The sequence below is a fragment of the Yinghuangia sp. ASG 101 genome (genome assembly GCF_021165735.1).
Lineage (GTDB): Bacteria > Actinomycetota > Actinomycetes > Streptomycetales > Streptomycetaceae > Yinghuangia.
Map to the genome: position 1 here is coordinate 1,407,481 of NZ_CP088911.1, position 24,935 is coordinate 1,432,415.

The following is a 24,935-nucleotide window of genomic DNA, read 5'->3' on the forward strand; positions in this document are numbered from 1 at the left end:
CAAGGCGCAGCACACCGTCCGAAGGAGTCCCGAACGTGAGTCCCCGCCCCGCCGCCACGACCCCCGGGCGCTTCCAGCCGCCGGACGTACGCCGCCGCCAGATCCTGACCGCGGTCGCCGAACTGCTCCTGGAGAACGGGTACGACCCCCTCACCGTCAGCCGGGTCGCGGAGCGGGCGGGGGTCGCGAAGGGCACGGTCTACCTGTACTTCGACTCGAAGCAGGCGCTGATCGCCGCGCTCCAGGGCGAGCTGTGGGACCGCATGCTGGCGGATCCGGCGCGGCTCATGGAGGACGCGTCACTGAGCTGGGCGGAGCGGCTCGACGGCCTGGTGGCCGCGTGGATCCACGACGAAGTCCGCCACAAGGACCTCTACCACGTGCTGTTCCACGAACTCGGCAGCGGGTTCGAACCGATGGCGGAGGCCCGCGAGTTGCTCACCGCGATGCTGCGGGGTGGCGCGGAGGCCGGCGAGTTCGCGATCGACGACGTCGAACTGACCGCGGACTTCCTGCTGCACGCGTACCTGGGCCCGTGCCACCACGCGCCGAACACCGAGGAGTCGGAGACCAAGGTCGCCGCCGGCGTGCAGGCCCTCTTCCGCAGGGTCGTGGGCGCGCCCGCGGATTGACGCGCTCTCAGGGCTGCGGCGGCAGCCCCCGGGTCAGCTCGTCCGCCGGCACCTGCCCGGCCGACCGGCCGGGTGCTCGCGCGCCCTCGCCCTCCCGCGGCCCGTGGTCGCCGAGCGCCGTTTCCGCACCGCCGCCGAGGGTGACCCCCGCGCTGGCGGCGACGACCAGCGCGATGCCGCCGATCGCCATAAGGCCGAGGCTCTGTCCCAGGACGACGAAGCCGGCGACCGCGGCGACCGCGGGCTCCAGACTCGCCAGAAGGCCGAACGCCCCCGCCGACAGCCGCTTCATCGCCAGCATCTCGCACGAGTACGGCACGACCGACGACATCAGCGCGACCACCGCGCCCGCGCCGAGCGCTCCCGGACGGACCAGCTCCGCCCCCGCGCCCGCGATGCCGAACGGCAGCACGAGCACCGCCGCGACGGCCATCGCGAGGGCGAGCCCGTCGACCCCGTCGAACGTCCTCGCGGTATGCGTCGCCAGCATGATGTACGCGGCCCAGAAGAGGGCGGCGGCCAGCACGAACGCCACACCGGCGCCGTCGAGGCCGGTGAATCCGCCTTCGCCGAGCATCAGCACGCCGAGGGCCGCGAGCACGATCCAGAACCCGTCCCGCAGCCGCCGCGACAGCACGACCGCGAGCCCCAGCGGCCCCAGGAACTCCAGCGTGACGGCGGGGCCGAGCGGGAGGCGGGCGATCGCCTCGTAGAAGCACAGGTTCATCCCGCCCAAGGCCGCGCCGAGGCCGCCGACGGTCAGCAGGTCGCGGCGCGAACAGCCGCGCACGGTGGGCCGGATCACCACCAACATCACCACCGCCGCGATGACCAGCCGCAACGTCACGGCCCCCTCGGGCCCCACTCGCGGAAACAGCTTCGCCGCGAACGCCGCCCCGAACTGGATCGACGCCGCACCCACCAGAACAAGAAGAACCGCCTGGCCATGGGTGCGCGGCTGCACCGACGCTCGAACCGACATGCCCCAGACGCTACGCACCCCGAACCGGCGCCCCGACGGCGGCAACGGTTGATAGGGCGACATTCCGGTGCGAAAGCCGACCGGGCGCCACGCGGCGCGGATAGCGGCGCGCGGAGACGGGACGACGCGGGAACGGACGGCGCGGGGACCGGACGACGCGGAAACGGGACGACACGCAGACGGATGGCGCGGGACCGGACAGGCGGGGGCGGACGACGCCGGGACGGACGGGGTGACCGCCCCCGCTACACCTGCACCGCCGACTCGTGGTCCGGGTGTTCGGGTGCGTTCGTGCGGCGCAGGCCGGCCAGGACGCGGTCGATCACCTTGCCCGCGTCGCGCCGCGCGGTGTCGGGGTCCTCGGCGCGCGCGGTGTAGAGGCTCGCCTCGGAGATGAGCGCCGCCAGAAGCCGGGCGAGCGGCGCGACCGGGAGTTCGTCGATCTCGCCGTTGGCCATGGCCTTGCGCAGCCATTCGGCGAGCAGGCCGTGCCCGTGCTCGTCGACGAGTTGGTCCCACACGTCCTGGCCCAGGACGGCCGGGCCGTCGATGAGCACGATCCGCTGGAAGTCACCGGTCGTGCAGACGTCGAGGAACGACTGGAAGCCGTGCCGCAGTTGGTCCCACGGCTCGTCGGGCAGCTCCTGGGCGTGCGTCAGCTCCCGGGTGACCAGCGCCTCCGCGGCCTCGCGCGCGACGCCGTCCATCACCGCGCGGAACAGGTCCTTCTTGTCGCGGAAGTGGTGGTAGAGCGCACCGCGCGTGACCCTCGCCCGGGCCACGATCTCCTCGGTCCCGGTGCCGGCGTAACCGCGCTCGGCGAACAGCTCGCGTGCCGCGGCGACCAGGGCGCCGCGGGTATCGGCGACGTGCTGGGCCCGACGAGTGAGTGCCATACAACGCTCCCGAGACATACCGACTGCATCGCTTCCCAAGACTGACATGCCCATGGCGCCCGCGACCCGCACCGCTCCACGCATCTCGGGGGGCGGGCACCGCCGGGCGGCGGCACGGAAGCGATCGCGTGCCGTCCGTGTTGTCGGACGGTGTGCCGGGCATGGTGTCGACGGCACGGTCTCCCCGCTCGGTCAAGGTCTTTCGGTCACCCCGGACATTTTGATCCCGAGGCGTGACACGCATACAGAGCCCTTGGAACATACAGCGTGTATGTTGAGCGTCGACAGTACTGAGGAGCCTCGGGCGCACGCACGCCCGACCCGACGGGGAGAGAGGGCGAGATCGTCATGGGTCTGCCGCTGAACCTGGCCGCGAAAATCGGCACGCATCTCGTCAAGCAGAAGATCAAGCGCAACGACAAGTTCACGATGATCGTCGAGATCGAACCCTTGTTCGCCTGCAACCTCAAGTGCGGCGGCTGCGGCAAGATCCAGCAGCCGCACGACGTCCTCAAGAAGCGGATGCCCGTCGAGCAGGTCGTGGCGGCCGTCGAGGAGTGCGGCGCGCCGATGGTCTCCCTGGCCGGCGGTGAGCCGCTGATGCACAAGGACATCGACAAGATCGTCGAGGCCCTGCTGCGCCGCAAGAAGTTCGTGGTGCTGTGCACCAACGCCGTGCTGCTCCCCAAGCACCTGCACAAGTTCAAGCCGAACCGCAACTTCGCCTGGATGGTCCACCTCGACGGCCTCGAAGAGCGCCACGACGAGGCGGTCGCGAAGGAGGGCGTGTTCAAGGAGGCGGTGGCCGCCATCAAGATGGCGAAGGCCGCGGGCTTCCAGGTCTTCACCAACAGCACGTTCTTCAACACCGATTCGCCCGAGTCGGTGCGCGAGGTCCTCGACTACCTCAACGACGACCTCAAGGTCGACCGGATGCAGATCTCGCCCGGATACGCGTACGAGAAGGCGCCGATCCAGCACCGCTTCCTCGGGGTCGAGCAGACCCGCAAGATGTTCCGCGAGGCCTTCTCCGACGGCAAGCGCAAGAAGTGGCGGCTCAACCACTCGGCCCTGTTCCTGGACTTCCTGGAGGGCAAGCGCGAGTTCGAGTGCACGCCGTGGGCGATCCCGTCGTACTCCCTGCTGGGCTGGCAGCAGCCCTGCTACCTCATGGGCGACGGCTACGTGCCGACGTACAAGGAACTCATCGAGACCACCGAGTGGGACAACTTCGGCCGCGGCAAGGACCCGCGCTGCGACAACTGCATGGCCCACTGCGGCTACGAACCCACCGCCGTGCTGGCGACGATGGGTTCGCTCAAGGAAAGCCTCCGCGCGGTCGTCAGCGGCTGACCCGGCGCCCGGGCCGTGTGCCCGCGGGCCTGGCGTAACCGCGCGTCAGGCCCGCGATCCCGGCAGGTTCGCGGTGAGGTAGGAGATCAGGCCGCTCGGGTTCCGCGACTGGGCGAGCACGCGGCCCGGACCGGTGAAGTCGAAGACGAAGCCCTCACCGGTCTTCATGCTCTGGATCGACCGGCCCCGCACCGCCCGCCGGATCTCGTACGAGATGGTCGGCGCGTACGCGACCACGTGCCCCGTGTCGATGACGACCTGCTCCCCCGCCTCCAGGTCGATGACGTCCAAGGCCCCGAAGCAACTCGCGAGCACGACGCCGTTGCCGCTCGCCTCGACGAGGAAACCCCCCTCGCCGCCGAAGAGATTGCGCGCGCCGCCCCACTTGGTGTCGATCGTGACCCCCGACGAGTTGGCGAGCCAGCAGCCCTTCGTCAGCAGGAAGCGGTCCTGCCCCGGCATGAGGTCGATGGTGATCGCGTCGCCGGGGAGGTTCGCCGCGACGTCGACCCAACCGCCGTTGGGCGGCGCGGTGAACGTCGTCTGGAACATCGACTCGCCGCCCAGCACGCTGCGCCTGAGGCCGGCCATCAGCCCGCCCTCGATCTTGGCGTCGAAGGAGACACCGGCGCTGTGCGCGAGCATCGCGCCGCTCTCCGCGCGCATCTGCTCCCCTCCCGCGAGGACGCAGCGCGCCACGGTGAAGGAAGGGTTGTGACGCAGGTTGACCTTCATGACGCTCCGCCTTCCGCAGTTCTTCCGCTGCTGGTTTCACGTGGGATGAAGGCGTGACGGTTCCCGCGCCGCCCGCACCACCACACCCCCGGCCCCGGGTCTCCGCCGGACGGACCACGGCGCGGCGGCGCGCGTGGGCACCGGCGGAATAATCGACGGCGAAAATCGTTTTCCCCGGTGTCGCGGTCGGAATCGCGGCACCGAGAGAAGCGAGGAGGCCCCTATGGCACGCAGCGATCTGCGCCCGGTCGTCAAGCTCCGCTCGACGGCGGGCACCGGTGAGACGTACGTGACGCGCAAGAGCCGCCGGAACACCCCGGACCGTCTCGAACTGCGCAAGTACGACCCGGTCGCCCGGCGCCACGTGGTGTTCCGCGAAGAGCGCTGACCCCCGGCAAGAATCCCGCGCGCACGCGACGTGCGCCGACGAGCACCCCACGGGAGGCCTCCACCATGCGCCCCACCATCCACCCCGAATACCGCCCGGTCGTCTTCCGCGACAAGTCCGCCGACTTCGCGTTCCTGACGCGGTCGACGCGCACGTCCGACAAGACCGTCGAGTGGACCGACGGCCGCACCTATCCGGTTGTCGACGTCGACATCTCCGCGGCCAGCCACCCGTTCTGGACGGGCAAGGGCCGCGTGCTCGACAACGCCGGCCGCATCGAGCGCTTCCACCGGCGCTACGGCGCGTGAGCCGCGCGCGGTGATCGACACCGCCGCCGAAGACCACGGGAGCGGGCCCGGCCACCGGCCGGGCCCGCTCCGTGTTCTCCGCGGCATACCGGCCGCGGCCGGCGTGAGGTCCCGGCGCCCCCTTCCGCGACGGCACCCCTCATACCGACACGCGGCGCCGCTCACACGGGCCGGGTCCACCCGGGGTCGCGCCCGGTCGACGCCAGAAGCCGTTCGAACCGCCCGGCGTCCGGCGCCGGGTCGACGGGCTCGCCGAACACGCCCATGCCGCGGCCCGTCGGGCCCATCATCGCCACGAGTTCCTCGAGGTCCGGCAGGACCTCGGGGGCCGGGTCGAAGTCCTGGCCGGTGGCCCGTGCAAGGTCCCACGCGTGGACGGTGAGGTCCAGCAGGGCCATCTGGCCCACGGCGCGTGACGGGAGGCCCATTCCCGGCGAGACGCCTTCCTCGCTGCCCGGCGCCGCCCACGCCTTGCTCAGGCGCTCGGTCTCGGTGCCCAGGCCGGCCCGCCAGTCACCGTGCAGGTGGTCGGGGGCCTCCGGCCACGTCACGGCCTCCTTGGCCGCCAACGCCTGGAAGTTCACCACCACCTGGAACAGGTGGTTCGTCAGGTCGGCGACGGTGTAGTCGCGGCACGGCGTCGGATCGCCGAGGCGGTCGTCCGACACGCCGCGCACCACCGGGAGCGCCCGCCGGGCCGCCGCGTCCAACAGATCGCTGATGGGGTAGGTCGTCATGCCGCCACGCTAGGGCCGGCCCGTCCGCGCCCTCTTGAAGAAACGCGACGCGGGCCGACGCACCGCTCCGCCGCCGCCACGGCGGCGTCCGCGTCAGGATCCGGCGAGGCGCAGCAGCCGGGTGCGCTCCTCCTCCACGATCTGCTGCGCGCGCTGCACGACCTCCTCGGTGAGGCCGTCGGGAACCTCGCCGAAGGCCCGGTAGCGCTGCAACTCGCGCGGTCGCACGCCGGTGATGTCGTACGCCTTCAGGGCGGCGAGCCGTATCGCGTAGGCATCGAGCGTGCGGGTCATGGCCACCTCGTCGGGTCGAACGGGCGCGGCGGCCGATGGGCCCGCCGTGCGATCGCCGGCCGCGTCGACCGATCCGGATCCGGTGTCGACGGCGGCATGTGCGGAGGCACCGGTCGGGGCCCCCGCTTCCCTACGAACGCACGGAGAGCCGTCCGCGTTGCCGATTTCCCGGGCCTGATCCAGGAATTCATCTGACGATCCGTCAGATCCTGCCGTTCGTGCGACGTACTGCCCCACCGCGTCGCCTTCCGACCGCCGGCGCGGCACGCCCGGAGACCCGGCGCGCCCGCGTCCGGTCCTGCTGTCGCCCAACACCGCCCCCGGTGATAGCCCGCGCTTGCCGCGGATATGAAGGTCGCCTCTCATCCTTGTCGACATAACCTCCGACCGTGTTCCCCCGCACGGATGAAATCGGAATCAACCTGAGGACGACAACGCGGTTCCTGCCCCATCGGTCGCGTGCCATATCCCTACAATCCGCCCTCCCCAGCGGACTCGGCCCCCACGGCCGCACACACTTTCACGCCCGAACCCCGTTCGCCAAGTACCAACGGTCAACGGCTTGGGACGATCAGTCACGTGATCGGCGGCACACCCCGTCCCGAGGCGCCACGGCCCGAGTCACCTGGGGAACAACAGGCGGCGGTGATACGTTCTCAAGTCCCATCCAGTTCGACCTTCCTCGCCGGCAGGCAGGAACTCCACAAGGAGCGTGTGTGTCCGCCCAAGAGACGGACCCCCCCAGTACCGGTCCCTCCCGGACCAGTGATCCGCGCGGCGGCGTTCGGGAGGAAGCCAGATGAACGCCGCGTCCGCCGCTTTCGGCATACTCGCCGTCGTCGTCCTCACGGTCGGCACCGGCTTCTTCGTCGCCCAGGAATTCGCGTACGTCGCGGCAGACCGCGCCGAGCTGCGCCGCCGCGCGGAAGGCGGCGACCGGGGCGCGACCCGCGCCCTGAAGGTCACCCGCCGCCTGTCGTTCATGCTCTCCGGCGCGCAACTGGGCATCACCATCACCACGCTGCTGGTCGGCTTCATCGCCAACCCCGCGCTGAGTGCCGTCCTGTCGCCCGTTCTCGATCCGCTCGGCATGCCGTCCGGCGTCGACAAGACCGTGACCTTGATCCTCGGCTTCGTCATCGCCACCGGGATCCAGATGGTGGTCGGCGAGCTGGTTCCGAAGAACTGGGGCATCGCGGAGCCCGAGCGGGTCGCGGTGCTGCTGGGCCGGCCGACCCTGGCCTACCTCAAGGTCATGGGCCCGCTGATCCGGATGTTCGACAACCTCGCGAACCGGCTCGTCCGCGCCCTCGGCATCGAGCCGGTCGAGGAGATCCACGGCGGCGCGACCACCGAGGAGCTCGGCCACATCGTCGCCGAGGCCGACCGCTCCGGGGAGCTGGCGCCCGAGCTGTCGGACATGCTGCAGCGCGCGATCGCGTTCGGTGACCTGACGGTCGACCAGGTGATGGTGCCGCGCCCCGACGTCATACGCGTGCGGGCCGACACCAGCGCGGCCGGCCTCATCGCGCTGGTCCAGCAGTGCGGCCACTCTCACTACCCGGTGGTCGGCGACCGCGTCGACGACATCGTGGGCGTGGTCGGCGTCACGGACCTCCTGAAGGTCGCCCCCGAGGACGCCGACACCGTCACCGTCGGCTCCCTCGCCCGCCCGCCGCTGCTCGTGCCCGACACCGCGAGCATGCCGTCGCTGCTCGACCAGTTGCGCGCGGTCGACGAGGAGTTCGCGATCGTGCTCGACGAGCACGGCGGCCTCGCCGGCATCGTGACCTACGAGGACGTCGCCGAGGAACTGGTCGGCGAGATCGCCGACGAGACGGACACCGAATCCGTCGTGGACGCGTGCCCCGAGGACGGCTGGTGGCGCCTCGACGCGGTACTGCGCGTCGACGAGGTCGAGCGCATCATCGGCACCGACCTCCCCGAAGGCCCGTACGACACGCTCGGCGGCCTGGTGATCGCCCGCCTGGGGCGCCTGCCCGAGGTCGGCGACCGGGTCACCGTGCCGGACCCCGACGAGGACGCCGAGGACGCCGCCCGGACCGCGGTCGTCGAGATCGAGGTGCTGACCGTCGAGCGGCACGTCCCCGAACTGGTCCGCGTACGCACGCACCTCCCGGTCGCGTGGGAGGCCTCCGACGACGCCGCGGCGAACGCGGCGGCCGGCACCGCCGAACCGGCACGCGGCGGAATGGAGCATGCCGCATGACCGGCTCCGCACACGCCGCGGACCTCGCGTCCGGCGGCTCGACCATGGGCCCGACACCCGCGGTCATCGCGACGATCGTGCTGCTTGTCGGCAACGCCTTCTTCGTCGCGGCCGAGTTCGCGCTGCTGGCCGCCCGCCGCCACCGGCTGGAACAGGCGGTGGCGACCCGCAAGCGCGGCGCCGCGTCCGCGCTCGCGGGGGTCCGGGAGCTGACCCTCATGCTCGCGGGCGCGCAGCTGGGCATCACCATGTGCTCGCTGGGCCTGGGCGTGGTCTCCGAACCGGCGTTCGCGGCGATGCTCGACCCGCTGTTCCAGGCGGTGGGCCTGCCGGCCGCGGCGGGACACGCGATCGCGTTCGCGGTGGCGTTGACCACGATCGTGCTGCTGCACATGGTGATCGGCGAGATGGCCCCCAAGTCGTGGGCGATCTCCGACCCCGAGCGGGCGGCCCTGCTGCTGGCACCGCCGTTCCGCGCGTTCACCCGCGGCGTGCGCCCGCTGCTGCGCGCGCTGAACGGGATAAGCAACGCGGCGCTGCGCGCGGCGCGGATCCGGCCCAAGGACGAGGTCTCCGTGCCCAAGGACGCGGAAGGCCTGCGGCGGCTGGTCGGCGAGTCGCGGCGCCTGGGGCTGATCGGCAGCGACGAGCACGACGTGCTGACGGCGACGCTGCGTACGCACACCGAGCCGCTCGCGCGGCTCGTGGTGCCGGCGGACCGCATCGACGCGGTCCCGGCCGGTGCGGGTCCCGAGGAGATCGTCGCCGCGTCGCGCCGCCACGGCCGCAACCGGCTCCTGGTCCGGGGCGCGGACGGGCACCTGACGGGCGTCCTCCACGTCCGCGAGGTCCTGTCGATACGCGCGCCGCACCCCGTCGCGGCGTCCGGCACGACGGCGGGGGAACTGGCGTCCCCGGTCCTGACGCTGGCGGTCGACACGCCGATCCAGCGCGCGGTCGCGGCTCTGCGGGAGCGGCGCGCGTCAATCGCCCTCGTCCGGGACACGGACGGCCGGCTGATGGGCATGGTCGGTCTGGACGACCTGCTGGGCAGCGTGCTGGGAGGTACGCGGGCGGCATGAGTGCCCGGGTGATCGGTTCCGCGACCGTGCCGTGGATCCCGGTCGCGCACCGGATCGACCTGGTGATCGGTGCCGAGACGCCGGTCGCACACGAGGTCACGAGCGTGTTCGTCTTCGCCCGCGACGCCCGCGCGCGGGTCCTCCTCACCCGCGTCGACCGGCCCGGCCGGGGGTGGGAGGTCCCGGGCGGGCACGTCGAGGCCGGCGAGTCCCCGCGCGCCGCCGCGGCGCGGGAGTTGGCCGAGGAGGCCGGTCTGGCGGTGGCCGCCGGGGAGCTGGTGCCCTTCGGCGGCCACCGCGTCGCGCTGTTCGGCGCGCCTCCGCCCGACTACCGCTATCCGGGTCGCGCGTACCAGGCCGCGTTCGTCCTGCGCCTGCCCGGCCCGGGGCCGGCCGTGGCCCCCGCGCCCGGGTCGGAGTGCGCCGAGGCGGCGTGGTGCGACGACGACGAGGTCCGCGAACGGTGTGCGGGTGTCGTGTGGCTGCCGTTGTTCGAGGCCTTCGCCGCCGGTGCGGACCGGTGACACCGGCCGGTCACGTGTAGCGCATGCCCATCGCGGCCCTGACCTCCCGCAGCGTGGCGTCGGCGAGTTCGTTGGCGCGGGCGTTGCCGTCGCGCAGGATCGTGCGCACCGCGGCGCGGTCGGCGGCGAGTTCGGCGCGGCGGGCGCGCAGCGGCGCGAAGTGCTCGTTGACGGCCTCGGTGACCAGCCGCTTGAGGCGCGCGGCCCCCGCGGTGCCGACCTCGGCCGCGATGTCCTGCGGTGTCCGGCCCAGGCACAGCGCCGCGAGGGCGAGCAGGCCGGACACCCCCGGTCGCCGCTCGGGGTCGTACGTGATGTCCCGGTCGGCGTCGGTGGTCGCGCGCCGGATCAGCCGGGCGGTTTCGTCGGCGGTCGCGGCGAGGGGGATCGCGTTGCCGCGCGACTTGCTCATCTTGGTGCCGTCCGTGCCCGGCAGCAGCGGGGCGTCCGACAGCAGCGCCCCGGGTTCGGGGAAGACCGGGCCGTAGCGGTCGTTGAAGCGCCGGGCGATGGTGCGCGTGACCTCCAGGTGCGGGAGCTGGTCCTGCCCGACGGGCACGAGGTCGGCCTTGCAGAACAGGATGTCGGCGGCCTGGTGGGCGGGATAGGTGTACATCAGCCCGCTGACGGACGCCTGGCGCGAGTGCGCGATCTCGTCCTTGACCGTCGGGTTGCGTCCGAGTTCCGCGACGGAGACGAGGCTCAGGAAGGGCAGCAGCAGTTGGTTGAGCGCCGGGACGCCGCTGTGTGCGAAGACGGTCGTCCGGCCGGGGTCGATGCCCGCGGCGAGGTAGTCCAGCACGAGGTCGCCGACGTGCTCGGCGAGCCGGTCGGCGGTGTCGCGGTCGGTCAGCACCTGGTAGTCGGCGATCACGAGGTACGTCTCGGCGCCGGCGTCCTGGAGCCGGACGCGGTTGTGCAGCGTGCCGAAGTAGTGGCCCAGGTGCAGGCGCCCGGTCGGCCGGTCGCCGGTGAGGACGCGGCGTCCGGCGGCGCGCTCGACGGCGCCGGGGGGCGGGGTGGTGGCGGTGGCGGACATCGTCTTCTCCTGTGTCGCTCGGTGGTCCGGCCCGGTGCGGGCCGCTCGGCGGGCGCGTCGCGGCGGGCGGCCGAGCCGGGTCCGTACGGAGCCGGGCACCTGAGGCGGTGCGGGAGAAGGGGCCGTCCGTCGTGAACGGCCCAAGGCGTGTCTGTCGGGTGGCCGCTCCTAAGGGGAGCGCCACCAGGACAGGTGCGCGGAATGCGCGCAATACGCCGACAAGGTCATGGGCCCCACGGTAGCGCGTGCGCGCGGCGGCGGTCACGCGTCACCCGGGGATCGAAAGCGCGCGGCACCGGTCGTGCGCGGTTCGCCCGTGGGTCCGCATAGGGGTCGCCCGCATAGGGGCGGCGCGTTCCGGCGAGCCTGTTCCCCGCGAATTCGCGGGAATTCCCGGCAATATCGGCCGGCGGACGAGACAACAACCCAACTCCCGGGTCACTATGGGCACATGGAGCTCGTGGATCGCTCTGACAACCGCCCGCGCATAGCGGTGCGGTTCCGCGGTGCGGACGATGACGTACGTCTGCCGGTCGTCCGGCTTGAGCAGCGCGCGAATGGCCGCTGGTATGCCGTTGTCGCGCTGCCCCGGTGGGCCGAGGACGGTACCGAGTTCATTCCGTGGGAGGAGGAAGTCACATTTCCGCCGGGGCACTTCCGGCAGATTGCGGGAGAGGATTACAGCGGCCTGAAACGCGTTCGGTACCGCAGCATGTATGCCTGAACCGAGGGACCGTCGGCCGACGCGCGGCCGACACGGCGACCGCGACGAGGAGTTCCATGCCCGCGATCCCGCACCGTCTCCGCTGGACGGTGGACCATCTGGACGTCCGGCCCGGGGACCGGATCCTGGAAATCGGCTGCGGACGCGGCGCCGCGGCCGAGTTGGTTTGCGAACTCCTTTCCGACGGCTCGTACTTGGGCCTCGACCGGTCGCCATCGGCGATCAAGGGGGCCGAGGCGCGCAACGCGCGGAATATCGCGGGCGGCCGGGCGCGGTTCGTCCTCGCGCCGCTGGAAGGCACCGATCTGACGGCGTCCGGGCCGTTCGACAAGGTTTTCGCGGTGAACGTCAATCTGTTCTGGACGCATGACCCCGCGCACGAACTCGGGGTGATCTCCGCGGCGTTGGCACCCGCCGGATTACTCGGCCTCTCCTACGAGCCGCCGCGGGGGACGCCGCTCGCCCGGCTCGACGCGACGGTGTCGGCGCGGTTGTCCGACAACGGGTTCGTGGTGGAGTCGGCCGTGGATCCCACGGGTTCGGTGCTGTGCGTGTCGGGTCGGCGGAAGGAATGACGCCCGCCCCACCGGCGGCCCGACACGCGCCGGTCAGGCGTCCGGGGTGTCCGGCTGGGCCGCCGCGATCTCGGCAAGTGCCTCCTCCGTGAAGCGCCCGGCCGCTTCCTTGTCGATCCCGAGCCCGCTCAACACGCCCTGCCCCGCCTCGAGTTCGAGGAGCGCCAGCAGGATGTGCTCGGTGCCGATGTAGTTGTGCCCCATCCGCAGCGCCTCGCGGAAGGTGAGTTCGAGGGCTTTCTTCGCTTGGCCGTCGAACGGGATCAGTGCCGGCAGGTCCCGCTCCGCCGGCGGAAGCGGCAGGACGGCCGCCTCGCGCACCGCCGCGAGGCTCACGCCCTGCGCGATGATGGCGCGGGCCGCGATCGAGTCCGCCTCGGTGAGGAGCCCCAGCACGAGGTGTTCGGTGCGGATCGACGTGTTGGCCGCCGCGCGTGCCTCGTTCTGCGCCTGCACGACCACGTTGCGCGCCCGGGTCGTGTAGCGGTTGAACCCCTGGCTGGGGTCGAGGTCGTTCGCCTCGACGGGGCCCTTCGGCACGAACCGCTTCTGGGCGGCCTGCTTGCTGACCCCCATGCTGCGGCCGATCTCGGTCCAGGAGGCCCCCGAGCGGCGTGCCTGGTCGACGAAGTGGCCGATCAGGTGGTCGGCGACCTCGCCGAGGTGGTCCGCCGCGATGACGGCGCTGGTGAGTTGTTCGAGGGCGTCGTCGTTGGATTTCTTGATGGCCGCGATGAGGTCGTCGAGGCGGATGGAAACAGTGGTGGGAACGGCTTTCCCGTCGTTGCTCGCCATGCGTCAACCCTAGGTTGACTCATGCGAAACGTCAACCGCAAGTTGACGATCAAGAGCGGCGGGACGGCCGCTCACCGCACGAGGCGGAAGAACCGGCGGACCTCCTCGACGAACAACTCCGGCTGCTCGAACGCCGCGAAGTGCCCACCGCGGTCCGGCTCGTTCCAATAGCGCAGGTCGGTGAACCGCTTCTCGGCCCAGCGCCGCGACGCCCGGGCGATCTCGCGCGGGAAGACCGAGCACCCGGCGGGCGCGTCGACCACCCCGAAATCCGGGGAACGGAAGCTCTCCCAGTACAGGCGCGCCGACGACGCGGCCGTGCCGGTGAGCCAGTACAGCGTGATGTTGTCCAGCATCCGATCACGCGTCAGGGCGTTCTCCGGATGCCCGTCGCAGTCGGTCCACTCCCGGAACTTCTCGAGGATCCACGCGAGTTGCCCGACCGGCGAGTCGGCGAGCCCGTACCCGAGGGTCTGCGGCCGGGTCGACTGGATCTTCGAGTACCCGGTCCCCTGCTCCCGGTGGTACCCGAGGTCTTTCAGAATGCCCTGCTCGGACGGTGTGAGATCGGCGAACGTCTCGGAGTCCGGCACGACGAGGGGCATGTTGAGGTGGATCCCCGCGACCCGGTCGCCCCCGGCCCGCGTGACGGCGACGGTGACCATCGCCCCCCAGTCGCCGCCCTGCGCCCCGAACCGTGCGTAGCCCAGCCGGTCCATCAGCGCGACCCAGGCGGCGCCGACGCGTTCGACGTTCCAGCCGGACGCCGCGGGCTTGTCGCTGAAGCCGTAGCCGGGCAGCGACGGGCAGACGACGTGGAACGCGTCGGCGGCGTCGCCGCCGTGCGCGGTCGGGTCGGTCAACGGGCCCAGCGCGTCCAGGAATTCGACGACCGACCCGGGCCAGCCGTGCGTGAGCACCAGCGGCAGCGCGTCCGGGTGCGGCGAGCGCGCGTGCACGAAGTGGAAGCCCAGGCCGTCGATTTCCGTCCGGAAGTGCGGGTACGCGGCCAAGCGGGCCTCGGCGGCCCGCCAGTCGTACTCCTCGGCCCAATAGCGCGCGACCTCGCGCACATAAGCGAGCGGAGCCCCCTGCGCCCAGTCGCCGGCGGTTTCCGCCTCGGGCCACCGGGTGCGCGCCAACCGCTCCCTGAGATCGACCAACTCGGCCTCGGGCACCGAGATCTGAAACTCCGTCACATCATCGGAAAGGCTCATGGGGGCACGGTAGCCACGGCGGATCGACATGAACACGGCCGCGACGGGTCGTCTTCGCCGCTGGGTTCATCCCAGGAACGACAGGCGCACCTGCCTCCGGGGGTTGTCGCGGTTGGTGTCCACCAGGACGACCGACTGCCACGTGCCGAGTTCGAGCGCGCCGCCCACGACCGGCAGCGTCGCGTGCGGCGGCACGAACGCCGGCAGGACGTGGTCGCGGCCGTGCCCTCTGCTGCCGTGCCGGTGCCGCCAGCGGTCGTCGGCGGGCAGCAGGTCCCGCAGGGCGGCGAGCAGGTCGTCGTCGCTTCCGGCGCCGGTCTCGATGACGGCGAGGCCCGCGGTGGCGTGCGGGGTGAAGACGTTCAGGAGCCCGTCGCGGCCCCCCGCGACGTCACCGAGGAACGCGGCGATCTCGCCGGTCAGGTCGTGGACGGTCTCCGCGGACCCGGTGTGGACGTCGAGGACCCGGCTGGTGAATGCGTCGGTCATGGGCGGCATTTTCTCCCGCGCGGCCCCCGCTCGCCCACCACCGTCTACTCCTTGTCGTCCGTGCCCGCCGCGACCCGGCCGACCTCGGCGGCCTCGGCCTCGGTGAGCCCGACGAACGCCCGGGCGTTGGCGGTCACTTGCTCGGGTGTCGTCGCGCCGACCAGGACGGACGAGACCTCCGGCCGCGCGGCGAGCCACGACAGCGCGAGTTGCAGGATGGTCCGCCCGGTGGCCTCGGCGTGCGCGGTCAGGCGTTCGACGACCGCGAAGTTGGCGTCCGAGGCGAGTTGCGCGAACCGCGCGGCGGTGGTCAGCCGCGAGCCCTCGGGGAAGTCCTCGCCGCGCCGGTACTTCCCGCTGAGCAGCCCCGACTTGAGCGGGAAGTACGGGATCACGCCCACGCCGACGTGGTACGCCGCCGGAACCGTCTCGCGCTCCGCGCCGCGCTCCAGCAGGCTCCACTCCAACTGCGTGGCGACGAACCGCGCGCCGCCCGCCGCCCGCGCGATGTGGTCGGCGTCGACCAGCTGCCAGCCCGCCATGTTGGAGTTGGCGATGTAGCGGACCTTGCCGTCGCGCACGAGGTCGTCGAGGGCGGCCAGCGTCTCGTCGATCGGGGTGTCGGGGTCGGGGAAGTGCAGGTAGTAGAGGTCGATGTGGTCGGTGCCGAGGCGTTTGAGGCTCGCCTCGCAGGCCCGCATCACATAACGGCGGGACCCGGAGCCCCGGCCGTCGCCCGACATGCCGAACTTGGTGGCGATCACGGCGTCGTCGCGGCGCCCGGCGAGCGCCCGGCCGAGCATCTCCTCGGACCGGCCGTCGCCGTACATCTCCGCGGTGTCGAAGAGGGTGACCCCGGCGTCGAGCGCGGCGGCGACGACGTCGCGGGCGGCGGCCTCGTCGGTGCGCGTTCCGAAGTTGTTGCAGCCGAGGCCGACCTCGGAGACCTTGAGCCCGGATGTGCCCACGTTCACGTACCGCACCTGACCACCGCTTTCCTCGGCTTTCCCGGCGGTCTCACCCTAGTCACGAAGCCGCCGCACGGCACGGTTCGGCGCCCGCACCGGGGTGGCGGCGTCGGCAATTCGTTCGATGTCCGGCGGGCGCGCGGTTAGCGTGCACGCATGGAACTGGTGACCTTGGACGAGTTGCGGGCGGCCCAGAAGCGTGTGGCGGGTGCGGTGGTCCGCACTCCCCTGCTCCCGTGCGCGCACGGTGATCCCGGCCGCGCGCTGTGGCTCAAGCCGGAGAACCTGCAGCCGATCGGGGCGTTCAAGCTGCGCGGCGCCTACAACCTCATCGCGTCGCTCACCGACGAGGAGCGGGCGCGCGGGGTCGTCGCGCACTCCAGCGGCAACCACGCCCAGGCCGTCGCCTACACCGCCCGCCGCTTCGGCATCCCGGCGGTCATCGTGATGCCCGACACGGCGCCCCGCGTCAAGGTCGACGCGACCCGGGCGCTGGGTGCGGAGATCGTCATGGTCCCGCGCGAGCGCCGCGACGTCGCCGCGTTCGAACTCGCCGCCGAGCACGGCTACACGGTCGTGCCGCCGTACGACGACCGGCGCATCGTCGCGGGCCAGGGCACCGCCGGGCTGGAGATCGCCGAGGACCTGCCCGACGCCGCCGCCGTGCTCGTGCCGGTCAGCGGCGGTGGCCTGCTCTCCGGGGTCGCCGCGGCGGTCAAGGCGCTGCGGCCGGACACCAAGGTGATCGGCGTCGAGCCCGAACTCGCCGCGGACGCCGCCGAGTCGCTGCGCACCGGCGCACTCGCGACGTGGGACGCGACGGACACCTACCGGACCATCGCGGACGGCCTGCGGACGACGTCGCTGGGCGTGGTCCCGTTCGCCCATGTGCGCGCGTACGTCGACGACATCGTCACGGTGAGCGAGGAGCAGATCCGCGACGCCGTCCGCTTCCTGGCCTATTCGGCGCGGCTCGTCGCCGAGCCGTCCGGCGCGGTCGCCACCGCCGGCTTTCTCTTCCGCCGCGACGCGCTGCCGGGCGGCGGCGACCACGTGGCCGTCGTCAGCGGCGGCAACGTCGAGCCGGCGCTGTTCGCGGGGCTGGTCGGCCGGCCGGAGCACCCCGCGGCGTGAGCCGCCCCGGCGTCAGCCGTCGGCCTGCTCGCGCAGCTCCTTCGCGGCCTCGGAGAGGTCCTTCGCGGTGTCGATGGCCCGCCAGTACGCCCCCTGCGGCAGCGGGAAACCGGCCAGCCGGCGTTCCCGGGCGAGCCGGGGGAACGTGGTGCGCTCGTGGTCGCCGGACTCCGGCAGCATCGCGGTGAACTCCGGCGAGAAGACGTACACGCCGGCGTTGATGAGGTACGGCGACGGGGGCGCCTCGATGAAGTCCAGGACGTGGCCGAACTTGTCGGTGTCCACGACGCCCCACGGGATGCGCGGGCGGGCCAGCGCGAGGGTGGCCACCGCGTGGCGCTCGGTGTGGAACGCGGCCATCTCGCGGAGCGAGAACCGGGTCCAGATGTCGCCGTTGGTGGCGTACCACGGCTCGTCCGGGCGCGGCAGCGCGCGGGCCGCGAACTTCAGGCCGCCGCCGCGCCCGAGGGGCTCGGCCTCCACCACGGTCGAGACGGAGAGCGGGAGTTCGCCGCTCTTCAGCCAGTCCTGCAGAACCTCGGCCAGGTGCCCGCACGACACGACGACGTCCGTGACCCCCTCGGCCGCCAGCCACGCGAGCTGGTGGCCGATGATCGGCGTCCCCGTCCCGGGGATCTCCACCATGGGCTTGGGCCGGTCGTCCGTGTAGGGCCGCAGCCGCGATCCCTGCCCTCCGGCCAGAATGACGGCCTGGGTGACCGGACGATCGGTCTGCGACACGCTTTGTGGTGCGGAAGTCATGCCCCGACCTTAGCGACTTGGCGACACCGTCACCGAAGTCGCGACCGGGTGCGCGCACCACGCCGCGTTCGCCGACGACCATTCGCCCGCTCGCCCGGCCCTCCGCCCGCCGGCCCGGCTCCCGCGCGGACTCCCGCGCGGCCCGCAACTCCCCCGACACCCCGGTTTATTCGGTTTGTGCCGTGCTTGTCCGGTGTGCCGCAGGGGACTTCCCCCTTTCGTCGGGCAGTTGCGGGTCACTAGCCTCGGATCGAGACATTCGCGTGACCTGATCGCGACCTACCGGTGGGGTCCGACGGTCGGGTGACGAGCAGGTCGGAGGGCGAACGGGGTTGGGACTGCCGTGAGGATCCGCTGGTGGGGCTGCACACTGGCCGTGGGATGCATGGGCTTGGCCGCCGGGTGCTTCGCGTCGGACTCCGGCGGTCCGGCCCAGGGCGCGCCCCCGACGTCGGCGCCGGCGACTCCCACGCCTCCGCCGCCCGAACCGCCCCCCGCGGGTCCGCCGGTCGGCGGCTGCCAGTTGCTGACCACCGACCAGGTCCGCGACACCTTGGGCGCCGCCGAGATGACCGCGCACCCCGAGGACGACGACCGGACGTGCGTGTTCCTCGGGTCGGACGGCGTACGCGTCCTGACCGTGCGCGTCGGCGACCTCCCCCGGGCGCTGCTCGGCGGCCCGGAGCAGGTGGCGCTGCTGACCGCGGCCCCCTCCGAACGCACTGAGCCCATCCCGGACCTGGCCGACGCGGCGGTGTTCTACAGCGACCCCGAGTTGGGCAGCGGCGTCGCCTTCGCGCGCGGCCGGGGCGAGCGGGTGACCAGTGTCGACATCTCGGGGGACGGGCCGAACTCCCGGTCGCCCCGGGACACGCTGGTGCTTTTGGCGCGGCTGGCCGACGCGTCGCTGCCGTGACGGGCCCGGAGCCCGCGGCATCGCGGGCCCGCGCCGCGGCGTAGCCGACCAACCGGTCGGGCCGCCGCCGACGGGTCGACGCCGTGCGCAGCCGTCATCCCGATCTGCCACCATGGGGCGGCGCAGGAGGGGCCCGGTCGGGGGTCCCGGTCGAAGGGAGCCGCCGCACGATGCCGTCCCCAGACACCCGACGCGGTCCGTGTGGCGCCGACACCCGCGCCCGGACCGCCGACGACATGCTTGTCAGACCGCTCGTCGGCGCCGTCGCGGCGCTGCACGCGATGAGAGACGCCATGACAGAAAACCGCCGCCCCGCACCGGAATTCGACATCCCCGGCCGTCCGCCGGGCGTGCCGTCCGCACGGGTGGGCGGCGCGTCCGCGGCGGAGTCCGCCACGGACGCCGAGCTGTCGGCTCTCACGCTGCTGACGAACCGCACGAGCACCCGCACGAGCGCGAGCGGCGGGCCCGCGCTGCCGCTGCGCGACGGTGTGCGCGTCTACCTGGAAGGGCTTCCGGACGACGCCGCCGCGGCGTACGCGACCCCGGTCGCCGACCTCGCCGAGGCCGAGGTCGCGGTGCTGCGGGTCGACGCGCCGCGCGGCACCCGGATCGCCGACGACGACGCCGACCGGGTGCTCGACATCGCGGCGGCGATTCCCACGATCGTCGTTTTGCGCGTCGAAGGACCGTGCCCGGCACCGGAGTTCACCGACGAGTGCGCCGCGCTGCTGGTCGACCTGGGGGCTCCCGACCAGACGGTGCTGGACGTGGTGTTCGGCCGCCACGCCCCGCTGGGCCGCCTGATGTTCCCCCTCGGGCCGGCCCACGAGCCGGAGTTCCCCGCGGGGTTCGGGCTCGCGTACTGACGGGGTCTCACGGGTCGGCGCCGGAGGTCTCGGTCTGCACGCGTGACGGCGCCGCGTGTTCGACGCGGTCGGCGTTGAGGATCTCGACGGCCGTTCTCGCGTCGCCGATGGTCCCGAAGTCGACGGCGACGAAGTTGACCTGGGCGCCGCGCTGCGCCTCGCACTGGTGGGCCCGGTCGAGTACGAACTGCCGGGAGTTGACGCGGCCCGCGTCGATGCGGCTGCCGCCCTGCGCGGTGATGAAGTGGTTCATCAGGAACAGCTTCTTGCCCGTTCCGCCGCGGTTGGGCAGGCAGTTCATGGTCCCCGGGCTGGTGAACGTGTACGGCGTCTCCATCCCGTACCGGTAGAAGTTGCGGTAGCGGGGGTCCGGCCCGTCGGCGCGTTCGGCGAAGACGACGAGGCGCTTGTCGGTGGCGATCATTTCGCGCAGGGTCGGCCACACCCCGTCCGGATCCTTCGGCGGCGTCGCGAGGAACCGGTCGACGCCCGCCTCCCGCAGGGCCTCCATGGTCTCGTCGCCGCCGATCGCGTCCTGCATGATCAGGGTGACTACCTCATTGGGGTTGTTGTCGAGCCATTCGCCCAGTGAGCGCATGCTGCCGACGAGCGGCAGCGCGCCGCCGCGGCACAGCGAGTGGCACAGCCACAGCCCCGGGCGGGCCGGGCTGTAGCGGTCGACGACGCCGGCCATGATCTGCTGCTCCTGAGGCGACATGTCGGACTCCGTCAGGCGCGGGGCCACTTCCTCGGGGGTCTCCCAGCGGTACGTGTCGATCAGCAGCGCCCGCGAGCCCAGGTCGAGCTGGGTGATCATGTCGGGGTCCTGGAGCGGGCTGAGGAACCGGTCGGCGGTCGACGACATCGCGTTGTGCGTCGCGAGGTACGCGACCTCGTCGTACCGCCGGTCGCACAGCTGCGGCATGCCGTTGCAGCGGCGTTCCTTGGCCGAGTCGCCGACGGTGGGCACCGGCAGCAGGACCGTCAGGGCGAGTGCCGAGGCGGCGCCGAACGCCGCGAAGCCGGTGACGGTCCGCGCCCGCGAGCGCGGGACCGGGGCCTCGCCCCGCTGCTGGCGGCGCATCGCGTACCCGGCCACCGCGGCGATCGCGCTGCCCGCGAGCACCGGGACGGCCGCCGCGGTGATCCAGACGCGGACGATGTCCTCGGTGGCGGCGTTCTGGACGTCGCCGACGAGCGCACGGACCGACGGCGCCCATCCGCCCCGGTCCTCGGGGATGAGGTGCGGCGCGGCGGCCCAGGCCACCAGGCACACCGAGGCGGCCAGCACCCCGCCGGCGGCGAGTGCCGCGCCCGGGCCGCGCAGCCGGCCGAGGCCCCGGTGGGGTGCGGTGCGCCACAGCCCGGCGAGGCCGCCGGCCGCGGCGGCGCACGCCAGGCCCAGCATCTGGTCGAGCCCGAAGACGGTGAAGGCGCGCAGCTGCGGCAGCGGCCCGAGGTTGACGTCGGTGTCCTGGGCCTTGATGTCGATGACCAGGTCCCACGACTCGCGGTTGCTGAGATCGGCGAGGCCGGTCTGGGCGCCGAAGACCGCCTCGCCGAACATGGTGGGCACGATCGCGACCAGCACGCCCCCGAGGTCGCCGGCGCGCAGCGAGGCGATGACGGGCTCGCGGACCGAGGCCCGCTCCTCGGGCGGCAGCTTCTCCAGGATGAGGTCGGCGACCTGCGGCACCGCCTCGGGCGCGAGGTCGAGCGCGGGGAGGCTGTCGGGGCTGCGGCCCTGGGCGAGCGCGTCGAGCGCCTGCTGCACGGAGGCGACGAACGCGGGGGCGTTCGCCTCGGTGACCGAGGGCACGTCGCCGGTCAGGTCGCCCACGAAGACCTCGGCGACGCCGCCGAGGTTGTTGATGACGGGCTTGAGGTCGACGGTGAAGTGCAGGTCCTTCTCCTCGCCGCGCAGATACGCGACGGTGCGGCCGATCTGGTCCTGGGCCATGCCGCGGAGGGTGGACGGCGGCAGGACGAGGCGCAGGTTGGCGGTGACCTGGTTCGGCGGGACGGGCAGCCGTGCGAGAAGATCGCGGGTGATGTCGGCCATCTCGGGGTCGACGAGGACTTCGTCGTAGAGGCGGTTGTAGCTGTCCTCGCGTTCGAGGACCGAGTCGTACCACTCGCGGTCGAGGACGGTGACGCGGGCCACACCGAGCCCGGTGATGATCGCCACGCTGAGGGTGACGAGGGCGAACGCCGCGGCGCGGATGGCACGCAGCCGACGGCGAGCGCGGCGGGCGGCGACCGCCTCGTCCGTCTCTGGTGTCGCGTGCGACTCAGCCGTCCCCTTCACCCTTTCACTATAGGAAAAGCGTACCAATCGGCGAAAATGCCACGTCGGGCACCCGTGTTGCCCTCCGCCTTCTTGTGTCGCATGCCCGGAACCGCGGCACACACCCGTATCTCCTGTCGGCCGCCGATGGTGTGACGGGACATCAACTGCCCGCCTCGGCACGGGAATCACGCGCCACACGGGAGTCGTCTCCGGCACCACCCGCCGCACGGTCGGGATTCGGGCGCCCGGTCGCGGCCGGAGGCGTTCGGCCGTCCGGCGGCTATCCGGCGGATGCCGCGAGCGCGTCCAGCCAGGTCCGCCAGCCCGCCCGGTCGATGACGTCGGCGAGCATGCGGTGGCCGTCCGGCCCGCAGTGCGCGCCGTCGTCGTACTCCTCGATGCTCGCCCACCACGCCGCCTTGTCGCGCAGCGCGGCGTGCACCGGGACGAACGGGACGCGCATCGCCGCGCACTTCTCGCGGTACGCGGCCTCCAGCCCGGCCAGGTCGTCGCGCCCGTCCTCGCCGTCGGGGATCGGCGGGATCCCGATGACGAGCACCGGCCAGCCGGCCCCGCGCGCACGGTCGACGACCGCCCCGAGGTTGCCGATGCTGCCGCCGCGCGGCACGCGGGGGCGGCCGTCTTCGTGCGTGCTGTCGTTGAGCCCGAACGCGAACACGACGCCGTGCGCGTCACCGCCGGCGAGGCGGGGCTCGGCCTCCGCGAACCAGCGCCCCGCGACGTCCGCCGAGGTCTCGCGCCGGACCCCGAGGTTGTACGCGGTCAGGCGGTGCCCGCGGTCGACGGCCCGTGCCGCGAGGCGGCCGACCCATCCGCCGTCCCGGTCGCCCACACCTTGTGTATAGGAGTCGCCGACGCAGCAGACGCGCACGTCGGGTCGGCGGCGTCCGGCGTGGCTCATGACCGCGACCCTACGGGAGCGCGCGCGTGCGGCGGCGGTCACCCCGGCCAGACGAAGACCCGGCCCGGGGTGCCGGGGGAATCCGCGGCGGTGCACGGCCGGGTGTGGAGGGTGATCTCCTCGACGGGCCCGTCGGCACCGCCGGGAAGCGTGCGGCGGTGCAGGTAGCCGGCGGATTCGAGTTCGGCGAGGTAGCCCGCGATCGACGCGGCGGTCTCGGCCGGGCGGGACGCGAGACGGGCCGGGTCCGGGCGCGCGAACTCGGGTGACAGCAGCAGGTGGACGGCCAGACCACGGGCGGGCACGCTCAGCCTGGTGTCCTTCAGGAGGGCGTCGTGCACGCCGAGCCCGTCGGCACCCTCGCCGCCCCAGATCCTCCGCATGCCCCGACTCCTCGTCCGTACCGCCGTGCCGTTCCCCGCTTCCCAGTGTCGGTTCGCGCGCGGCGTGGTGTTCGGCGGAGGGGGCCGTGCACGCGAATGGGTGAGGGGAGCCGCGAGGAATATCTGAACAATTCCGCCAAATCACCCCACCACGCCGCACCCGCCCACGAACTGACGCGGCGTCAAAACGTGAGAAACGGAACGAACACACGTCACGGCCCCGCTGTGGCACGGTGATCGGCGCGATGGTGAGATGGGGCATGCGTCCTTCCGCAGCGCTGCTGCTCGATGAGGCCTGGCGGTACCTCGGCGGGGATCCGGCGTACCTCCGCAGTGTGACGTTCACCGGCCGCCCCGACACGCTGCCCGCGAGGCTGCCGGTGACCGAGCTGGCCCAGGCGACCGCCGCGGCGGCGGGGGCGGCGGCCTCCGAGCTGGCCGCCGTGCGCGCGGGCGGCGGCCCGGGCGACGCCGCCGCGGTGGCCGTCGACAGCGAGGCCGTGGCCATCGCCTTCACCAGCGAACGGCACCTGCGTCTGAACGGTGCGCCGCAGGGCGGCATGGACCCGCTGTCGAAGTTCTTCGCGTGTGCCGACGGCCTCGTGCGGGTGCACGGCAACTACCCGCACCACCGGGCCGCGCTGTTCCGGGCCCTGGAGATCACCGGCACGCCGGACGACCCGGCCGAGACCGTGGCACTCGCGCTGCTCGGGCTGCCGGTCGCCGTGGTCGAGGAGCGGGTGCGCGCGGCCGGAGGCCTGGCCTTCGCGGTCCGCGAGCCGGACGCGTGGCGAGCGCACCCGCACGGGTCCGCGCTGTCGGACGCGCCGCTGCTCACGCGGCGGCGGATCGGTGCGGCGGCCCCCGGACGCCTCGGACCGCTCCCCACCGCGGGCGGCACCGCACCGGCGCCGCCCGCCGCGGGCGTCCGGGTCCTGGACCTCACCCGGGTCGTCGCCGGTCCCGTCGGCACGCGGACACTCGCCCTGCTGGGCGCCCAGGTGCTGCGCATCGATCCGCCGCACCTGCCCGAGATCCCCGCCCAGCACCTGGACACCGGGCTCGGCAAGCGCTCGGCGCTGCTGGATCTGCGGACGCCCGACGGCCTGCGCACGCTCGACGACCTCCTCGCCGAGGCCGACGTCGTCGTCGCCGGCTACCGCCCGGGCGCACTGGCCCGGTTCGGCCTCGCCCCCGACGAACTGGCCGCGCGCCACCCGGGCCTCGTCGTCGCGACGCTCTCGGCGTGGGGCACCTCGGGACCGTGGTCGGACCTGCGCGGATTCGACAGCCTCGTGCAGGCGCCGACGGGGATCGCGCGCATCGAGGCGGACGGCGACGAGCACCCGGGGGTGCTGCCCGCGCAGGCGCTCGACCACGGGACGGGCTACCTCGTCGCGGCCGGGGTGCTGCGCGCGCTGACGGACCGTCAGGCCGATGGGGTGGGCGCGCACGTCGAGTTCGCCCTCGCCCGGACCGCGGCGTGGCTGCTGCGCCACCACGACCCGGACGAACACCTCCCGAGATTCCCGCGCCGCGTGGCCGCCGCCGACCACCTCGGGCACCGCACCGCCCGGCAGGGCCGACTCGCGTACGCGCTGCCGCCGTTCGCGCTCGACGGCGGCCCGACCGACTGGTCCGAGCCGCCGGTGCCATGGGGCAGCAGCCCGCCGACGTGGTGGTGACGGCCG

At 72.8% G+C, this 24,935-nt stretch carries 27 protein-coding genes; 13 read left to right on the forward strand and 14 right to left on the reverse strand.

Features of this window, described 5'->3' with window-relative positions:
- Positions 1-35 precede the first annotated feature (35 nt).
- Positions 36-632 (forward strand): TetR/AcrR family transcriptional regulator, encoded by a 597-nt coding sequence (locus LO772_RS05685; RefSeq protein WP_231777260.1) that lies wholly within the window; start codon positions 36-38, stop codon positions 630-632.
- A gap of 7 nt (positions 633-639) precedes the next feature.
- On the opposite strand, the gene LO772_RS05690 is transcribed toward LO772_RS05685, so the two are convergent.
- Together LO772_RS05690 and LO772_RS05695 are read right to left on the reverse strand one after the other, a co-directional pair.
- Entirely contained in the window at positions 640-1,614 is a 975-nt protein-coding gene (locus LO772_RS05690; RefSeq protein ID WP_231777261.1) for an EamA family transporter, read from the reverse strand.
- A gap of 245 nt (positions 1,615-1,859) precedes the next feature.
- Positions 1,860-2,510, reverse strand: a complete 651-nt coding sequence (locus LO772_RS05695) for a TetR/AcrR family transcriptional regulator (RefSeq protein ID WP_231777262.1) — start codon at positions 2,508-2,510, stop codon at positions 1,860-1,862.
- Positions 2,511-2,858: 348 nt separating this feature from the next.
- On the opposite strand from LO772_RS05695, the gene hpnH reads away from it, so the two are divergent.
- The gene (gene hpnH / locus LO772_RS05700) at positions 2,859-3,863 is read left to right on the forward strand and encodes an adenosyl-hopene transferase HpnH (protein WP_231777263.1); all 1,005 of its coding nucleotides are present in this window, start codon (positions 2,859-2,861) and stop codon (positions 3,861-3,863) included.
- A 45-nt stretch (positions 3,864-3,908) separates the two neighbouring features.
- On the opposite strand, the gene LO772_RS05705 is transcribed toward hpnH, so the two are convergent.
- Positions 3,909-4,598: a TIGR00266 family protein gene (locus tag LO772_RS05705; protein ID WP_231777264.1), complete on the reverse strand. Its 690-nt coding sequence runs from the start codon at positions 4,596-4,598 to the stop codon at positions 3,909-3,911.
- Positions 4,599-4,821: 223 nt separating this feature from the next.
- Between LO772_RS05705 and rpmG the strand changes: the two genes are divergently transcribed.
- Together rpmG and LO772_RS05715 are read left to right on the forward strand one after the other, a co-directional pair.
- On the forward strand, positions 4,822-4,986 hold the full coding sequence (gene rpmG, locus LO772_RS05710; protein WP_231777265.1) for a 50S ribosomal protein L33: 165 nt from the start codon (positions 4,822-4,824) through the stop codon (positions 4,984-4,986).
- A 65-nt stretch (positions 4,987-5,051) separates the two neighbouring features.
- A complete protein-coding gene (locus tag LO772_RS05715) occupies positions 5,052-5,294 on the forward strand; it encodes a type B 50S ribosomal protein L31 (RefSeq protein WP_231777266.1) in 243 nt (80 codons plus the stop codon).
- A 161-nt stretch (positions 5,295-5,455) separates the two neighbouring features.
- Here LO772_RS05715 and LO772_RS05720 read toward each other — a convergent pair whose 3' ends face one another.
- The gene (locus tag LO772_RS05720; RefSeq protein WP_231777267.1) at positions 5,456-6,031 is read right to left on the reverse strand and encodes a TIGR03086 family metal-binding protein; all 576 of its coding nucleotides are present in this window, start codon (positions 6,029-6,031) and stop codon (positions 5,456-5,458) included.
- Between the two features lie 93 nt (positions 6,032-6,124).
- A complete protein-coding gene (locus LO772_RS05725) occupies positions 6,125-6,325 on the reverse strand; it encodes a hypothetical protein (protein WP_231777268.1) in 201 nt (66 codons plus the stop codon).
- Positions 6,326-7,124: 799 nt separating this feature from the next.
- Between LO772_RS05725 and LO772_RS05730 the strand changes: the two genes are divergently transcribed.
- From LO772_RS05730 to LO772_RS05740, 3 genes are read left to right on the forward strand one after another with little or no spacing between them, the layout of a single operon-like run.
- Positions 7,125-8,555: a hemolysin family protein gene (locus LO772_RS05730; RefSeq protein WP_231777269.1), complete on the forward strand. Its 1,431-nt coding sequence runs from the start codon at positions 7,125-7,127 to the stop codon at positions 8,553-8,555.
- A gap of 44 nt (positions 8,556-8,599) precedes the next feature.
- Positions 8,600-9,637 (forward strand): hemolysin family protein, encoded by a 1,038-nt coding sequence (locus LO772_RS05735; RefSeq protein ID WP_231779429.1) that lies wholly within the window; start codon positions 8,600-8,602, stop codon positions 9,635-9,637.
- Positions 9,634-10,161, forward strand: coding sequence for an NUDIX domain-containing protein (locus LO772_RS05740; RefSeq protein WP_231777270.1), 528 nt, complete (start codon positions 9,634-9,636; stop codon positions 10,159-10,161). Before LO772_RS05735 ends, LO772_RS05740 begins: the two co-directional genes overlap by 4 nt.
- Positions 10,162-10,171: 10 nt before the next feature.
- Here the strand turns inward: LO772_RS05740 and trpS are convergent, their stop codons facing one another.
- Positions 10,172-11,200, reverse strand: coding sequence for a tryptophan--tRNA ligase (gene trpS, locus LO772_RS05745; RefSeq protein WP_231777271.1), 1,029 nt, complete (start codon positions 11,198-11,200; stop codon positions 10,172-10,174).
- Positions 11,201-11,651: 451 nt separating this feature from the next.
- On the opposite strand from trpS, the gene LO772_RS05750 reads away from it, so the two are divergent.
- Positions 11,652-11,924 (forward strand): hypothetical protein, encoded by a 273-nt coding sequence (locus LO772_RS05750; RefSeq protein WP_231777272.1) that lies wholly within the window; start codon positions 11,652-11,654, stop codon positions 11,922-11,924.
- Positions 11,925-11,980: 56 nt separating this feature from the next.
- A complete protein-coding gene (locus LO772_RS05755; protein WP_231777273.1) occupies positions 11,981-12,499 on the forward strand; it encodes an SAM-dependent methyltransferase in 519 nt (172 codons plus the stop codon).
- 33 nt (positions 12,500-12,532) lie between these two features.
- Here the strand turns inward: LO772_RS05755 and LO772_RS05760 are convergent, their stop codons facing one another.
- The 4 genes from LO772_RS05760 to LO772_RS05775 all read right to left on the reverse strand — a co-directional run bounded on the left by LO772_RS05760 (position 12,533) and on the right by LO772_RS05775 (position 15,974).
- Positions 12,533-13,294 (reverse strand): Clp protease N-terminal domain-containing protein, encoded by a 762-nt coding sequence (locus LO772_RS05760; protein WP_231777274.1) that lies wholly within the window; start codon positions 13,292-13,294, stop codon positions 12,533-12,535.
- Positions 13,295-13,365: 71 nt separating this feature from the next.
- Positions 13,366-14,511 carry an epoxide hydrolase family protein gene (locus LO772_RS05765; protein WP_231777275.1) on the reverse strand — a complete coding sequence of 382 codons (1,146 nt, stop codon included), beginning with the start codon at positions 14,509-14,511 and terminating at the stop codon, positions 13,366-13,368.
- 66 nt (positions 14,512-14,577) lie between these two features.
- Positions 14,578-15,000, reverse strand: coding sequence for a YjbQ family protein (locus tag LO772_RS05770; protein WP_231777276.1), 423 nt, complete (start codon positions 14,998-15,000; stop codon positions 14,578-14,580).
- 44 nt (positions 15,001-15,044) lie between these two features.
- On the reverse strand, positions 15,045-15,974 hold the full coding sequence (locus LO772_RS05775; RefSeq protein ID WP_231777277.1) for an aldo/keto reductase: 930 nt from the start codon (positions 15,972-15,974) through the stop codon (positions 15,045-15,047).
- Between the two features lie 150 nt (positions 15,975-16,124).
- On the opposite strand from LO772_RS05775, the gene LO772_RS05780 reads away from it, so the two are divergent.
- Positions 16,125-17,102 carry a threonine ammonia-lyase gene (locus LO772_RS05780; RefSeq protein ID WP_231777278.1) on the forward strand — a complete coding sequence of 326 codons (978 nt, stop codon included), beginning with the start codon at positions 16,125-16,127 and terminating at the stop codon, positions 17,100-17,102.
- 12 nt (positions 17,103-17,114) lie between these two features.
- On the opposite strand, the gene LO772_RS05785 is transcribed toward LO772_RS05780, so the two are convergent.
- Entirely contained in the window at positions 17,115-17,864 is a 750-nt protein-coding gene (locus LO772_RS05785; RefSeq protein WP_231777279.1) for a nucleotidyltransferase family protein, read from the reverse strand.
- A gap of 343 nt (positions 17,865-18,207) precedes the next feature.
- On the opposite strand from LO772_RS05785, the gene LO772_RS05790 reads away from it, so the two are divergent.
- Positions 18,208-18,780, forward strand: a complete 573-nt coding sequence (locus tag LO772_RS05790; protein WP_231777280.1) for a DUF3558 family protein — start codon at positions 18,208-18,210, stop codon at positions 18,778-18,780.
- 236 nt (positions 18,781-19,016) lie between these two features.
- On the forward strand, positions 19,017-19,649 hold the full coding sequence (locus tag LO772_RS05795) for a hypothetical protein (protein WP_231777281.1): 633 nt from the start codon (positions 19,017-19,019) through the stop codon (positions 19,647-19,649).
- A gap of 7 nt (positions 19,650-19,656) precedes the next feature.
- Here LO772_RS05795 and LO772_RS05800 read toward each other — a convergent pair whose 3' ends face one another.
- The 3 genes from LO772_RS05800 to LO772_RS05810 all read right to left on the reverse strand — a co-directional run bounded on the left by LO772_RS05800 (position 19,657) and on the right by LO772_RS05810 (position 23,244).
- Entirely contained in the window at positions 19,657-21,957 is a 2,301-nt protein-coding gene (locus LO772_RS05800) for a hypothetical protein (RefSeq protein WP_231777282.1), read from the reverse strand.
- A 262-nt stretch (positions 21,958-22,219) separates the two neighbouring features.
- Positions 22,220-22,861 (reverse strand): GDSL-type esterase/lipase family protein, encoded by a 642-nt coding sequence (locus LO772_RS05805; protein ID WP_231777283.1) that lies wholly within the window; start codon positions 22,859-22,861, stop codon positions 22,220-22,222.
- A gap of 38 nt (positions 22,862-22,899) precedes the next feature.
- The gene (locus tag LO772_RS05810; protein ID WP_231777284.1) at positions 22,900-23,244 is read right to left on the reverse strand and encodes a hypothetical protein; all 345 of its coding nucleotides are present in this window, start codon (positions 23,242-23,244) and stop codon (positions 22,900-22,902) included.
- Positions 23,245-23,504: 260 nt separating this feature from the next.
- Here LO772_RS05810 and LO772_RS05815 point away from each other — a divergent pair, with 260 nt between their 5' ends.
- Positions 23,505-24,929, forward strand: a complete 1,425-nt coding sequence (locus LO772_RS05815) for a CoA transferase (protein WP_231777285.1) — start codon at positions 23,505-23,507, stop codon at positions 24,927-24,929.
- The last annotated feature ends 6 nt before the right edge of the window (positions 24,930-24,935 follow it).

What these genes read in the sequence shown, in the direction of transcription:
- LO772_RS05760 (WP_231777274.1), bottom strand. Translation starts at nt 13,294, where the DNA reads ATGGCGAGCAACGACGGGAAAGCCGTTCCCACCACTGTTTCCATCCGC.
- LO772_RS05690 (WP_231777261.1), bottom strand. Translation starts at nt 1,614, where the DNA reads ATGTCGGTTCGAGCGTCGGTGCAGCCGCGCACCCATGGCCAGGCGGTT.
- trpS (WP_231777271.1), bottom strand. Translation starts at nt 11,200, where the DNA reads ATGTCCGCCACCGCCACCACCCCGCCCCCCGGCGCCGTCGAGCGCGCC.
- LO772_RS05755 (WP_231777273.1), top strand. Translation starts at nt 11,981, where the DNA reads ATGCCCGCGATCCCGCACCGTCTCCGCTGGACGGTGGACCATCTGGAC.
- LO772_RS05770 (WP_231777276.1), bottom strand. Translation starts at nt 15,000, where the DNA reads ATGACCGACGCATTCACCAGCCGGGTCCTCGACGTCCACACCGGGTCC.
- LO772_RS05735 (WP_231779429.1), top strand. Translation starts at nt 8,600, where the DNA reads ATGGGCCCGACACCCGCGGTCATCGCGACGATCGTGCTGCTTGTCGGC.
- LO772_RS05715 (WP_231777266.1), top strand. Translation starts at nt 5,052, where the DNA reads ATGCGCCCCACCATCCACCCCGAATACCGCCCGGTCGTCTTCCGCGAC.
- LO772_RS05740 (WP_231777270.1), top strand. Translation starts at nt 9,634, where the DNA reads ATGAGTGCCCGGGTGATCGGTTCCGCGACCGTGCCGTGGATCCCGGTC.
- LO772_RS05810 (WP_231777284.1), bottom strand. Translation starts at nt 23,244, where the DNA reads ATGCGGAGGATCTGGGGCGGCGAGGGTGCCGACGGGCTCGGCGTGCAC.
- LO772_RS05815 (WP_231777285.1), top strand. Translation starts at nt 23,505, where the DNA reads ATGCGTCCTTCCGCAGCGCTGCTGCTCGATGAGGCCTGGCGGTACCTC.
- LO772_RS05725 (WP_231777268.1), bottom strand. Translation starts at nt 6,325, where the DNA reads ATGACCCGCACGCTCGATGCCTACGCGATACGGCTCGCCGCCCTGAAG.
- LO772_RS05795 (WP_231777281.1), top strand. Translation starts at nt 19,017, where the DNA reads ATGCTTGTCAGACCGCTCGTCGGCGCCGTCGCGGCGCTGCACGCGATG.
- LO772_RS05780 (WP_231777278.1), top strand. Translation starts at nt 16,125, where the DNA reads ATGGAACTGGTGACCTTGGACGAGTTGCGGGCGGCCCAGAAGCGTGTG.
- LO772_RS05785 (WP_231777279.1), bottom strand. Translation starts at nt 17,864, where the DNA reads ATGACTTCCGCACCACAAAGCGTGTCGCAGACCGATCGTCCGGTCACC.
- LO772_RS05765 (WP_231777275.1), bottom strand. Translation starts at nt 14,511, where the DNA reads ATGAGCCTTTCCGATGATGTGACGGAGTTTCAGATCTCGGTGCCCGAG.
- LO772_RS05730 (WP_231777269.1), top strand. Translation starts at nt 7,125, where the DNA reads ATGAACGCCGCGTCCGCCGCTTTCGGCATACTCGCCGTCGTCGTCCTC.
- hpnH (WP_231777263.1), top strand. Translation starts at nt 2,859, where the DNA reads ATGGGTCTGCCGCTGAACCTGGCCGCGAAAATCGGCACGCATCTCGTC.
- LO772_RS05750 (WP_231777272.1), top strand. Translation starts at nt 11,652, where the DNA reads ATGGAGCTCGTGGATCGCTCTGACAACCGCCCGCGCATAGCGGTGCGG.
- LO772_RS05805 (WP_231777283.1), bottom strand. Translation starts at nt 22,861, where the DNA reads ATGAGCCACGCCGGACGCCGCCGACCCGACGTGCGCGTCTGCTGCGTC.
- rpmG (WP_231777265.1), top strand. Translation starts at nt 4,822, where the DNA reads ATGGCACGCAGCGATCTGCGCCCGGTCGTCAAGCTCCGCTCGACGGCG.
- LO772_RS05705 (WP_231777264.1), bottom strand. Translation starts at nt 4,598, where the DNA reads ATGAAGGTCAACCTGCGTCACAACCCTTCCTTCACCGTGGCGCGCTGC.
- LO772_RS05720 (WP_231777267.1), bottom strand. Translation starts at nt 6,031, where the DNA reads ATGACGACCTACCCCATCAGCGATCTGTTGGACGCGGCGGCCCGGCGG.
- LO772_RS05695 (WP_231777262.1), bottom strand. Translation starts at nt 2,510, where the DNA reads ATGGCACTCACTCGTCGGGCCCAGCACGTCGCCGATACCCGCGGCGCC.